Origin of the sequence: Methyloversatilis sp., from assembly GCF_030696805.1 — a bacterium.
GTDB lineage: Bacteria > Pseudomonadota > Gammaproteobacteria > Burkholderiales > Rhodocyclaceae > Methyloversatilis.
In genome coordinates this window covers 1-1,323 of the sequence record NZ_JAUYRO010000105.1, presented here as the reverse complement: position 1 = coordinate 1,323, position 1,323 = coordinate 1, and the positions used below count along the sequence as shown (strand labels likewise).

Below are 1,323 nucleotides of genomic sequence, written 5' to 3'. Positions count from 1 at the left end.
AGTGAACCGCCCCGGATTTTGCGGAGGCTCCAACTCTTGAGAAGATGGAGCCATGAAGAAATCATCGAAGTTCTCACCTGAGGTTCGTGAGCGAGCTGTCCGGCTGGTGCAGGAGCACCGCGGGGAGTACCCGTCGCTGTGGGCGGCGGTCGAATCGATCGCACCGAAGATTGGTTGCGTGCCTCAGACGCTGCTGGATTGGGTCAAGCAGGCGGAGGTCGATGCGGGGGCGCGCCCCGGCGTAACGACGGCGGATGCGCAGCGCATCAAGGATCTGGAACGCGAGGTCAAGGAGCTTCGCCGCGCCAACGAGATCCTGAAGCTTGCCAGCGCGTTTTTCGCCCAGGCGGAGCTCGACCGCCGTTTGAAGTGATGTACGGGCTGGTCGATGAGCACCGCGACAGCCACGGGGTCGAGCCGATGTGCAAGGTTCTGCAGATTGCCCCGTCAGCCTATCGGCGCCACGCGGCGCGCAGCAGAGATGCTTCTCTGCTGAGTGCCAGAGCGAAACGGGATGCTGCGTTGCGGCCTGCGATCAAACAGGTGTGGGATGCCAATCTGCAGGCGTATGGCGCGGACAAGGTCTGGAAGCAGATGAACCGCGAGGGCGTAGAGGTTGCTCGCTGCACGGTTGAACGTCTGATGCGCAGGCTCGGCCTGCGAGGTGTCATACGTGGCAAGGTGGTGCGCACCACCGTCAGCGAGCACAAGACGTTGTGTCCGCTGGACAAGGTCAATCGGCAGTTCCGTGCCGAGCGGCCGAATCAGCTCTGGGTCTCGGATTTCACCTATGTCTCGACCTGGCAGGGCTGGTTGTACGTGGCCTTCGTGGTGGATGTGTTTGCCCGACGCATCGTGGGCTGGCGCGTGAGCACTTCGATGAGTACGGACTTCGTGCTCGATGCGCTGGAACAGGCGCTTTACGCGCGGCAACCGGAGCGCGACAGCAGCCTGATCCATCACTCGGATCGTGGTTCGCAATACGTGTCGATCCGCTACAGCGAACGACTGGCAGAAGCAGGCATCGAGCCTTCGGTAGGCAGCAAGGGCGACAGCTACGACAACGCTCTGGCCGAGACAGTCAACGGGTTGTACAAGGCCGAACTGATCCATCGCCGTGCGCCGTGGAAGACCCGGGAGGCGGTGGAACTGGCAACCCTCGAATGGGTGTCATGGTTCAACCACCATCGCCTGCTCAGCTCCATCGGCTACATTCCGCCAGCCGAGGCAGAGGCGAACTACTATCAGCAACTCACCCGTCAGGCCGACCTCGTGCCGGCCTGACTTAACCCAACGGGCCTCCGCGAAAGCCGGGGCGGTTCA

The 1,323-nt window shown here is 62.4% G+C and carries 1 protein-coding gene and 1 other annotated feature; the gene reads left to right on the top strand.

Going from position 1 to position 1,323, the window contains the following annotated elements; genetic code table 11:
- The first annotated feature begins 52 nt into the window (after positions 1-52).
- Positions 53-1,284 (top strand): IS3 family transposase gene (locus Q8R75_RS17500; RefSeq protein ID WP_305626809.1). Its coding sequence is split into 2 segments (ribosomal slippage): positions 53-341 and positions 341-1,284, totalling 1,233 coding nucleotides; the frame shifts between segments, so codons are not numbered across the junction.
- Positions 331-447: a sequence feature (AL1L pseudoknot), on the top strand. Its footprint overlaps the gene before it by 117 nt.
- Positions 1,285-1,323 lie beyond the last annotated feature (39 nt).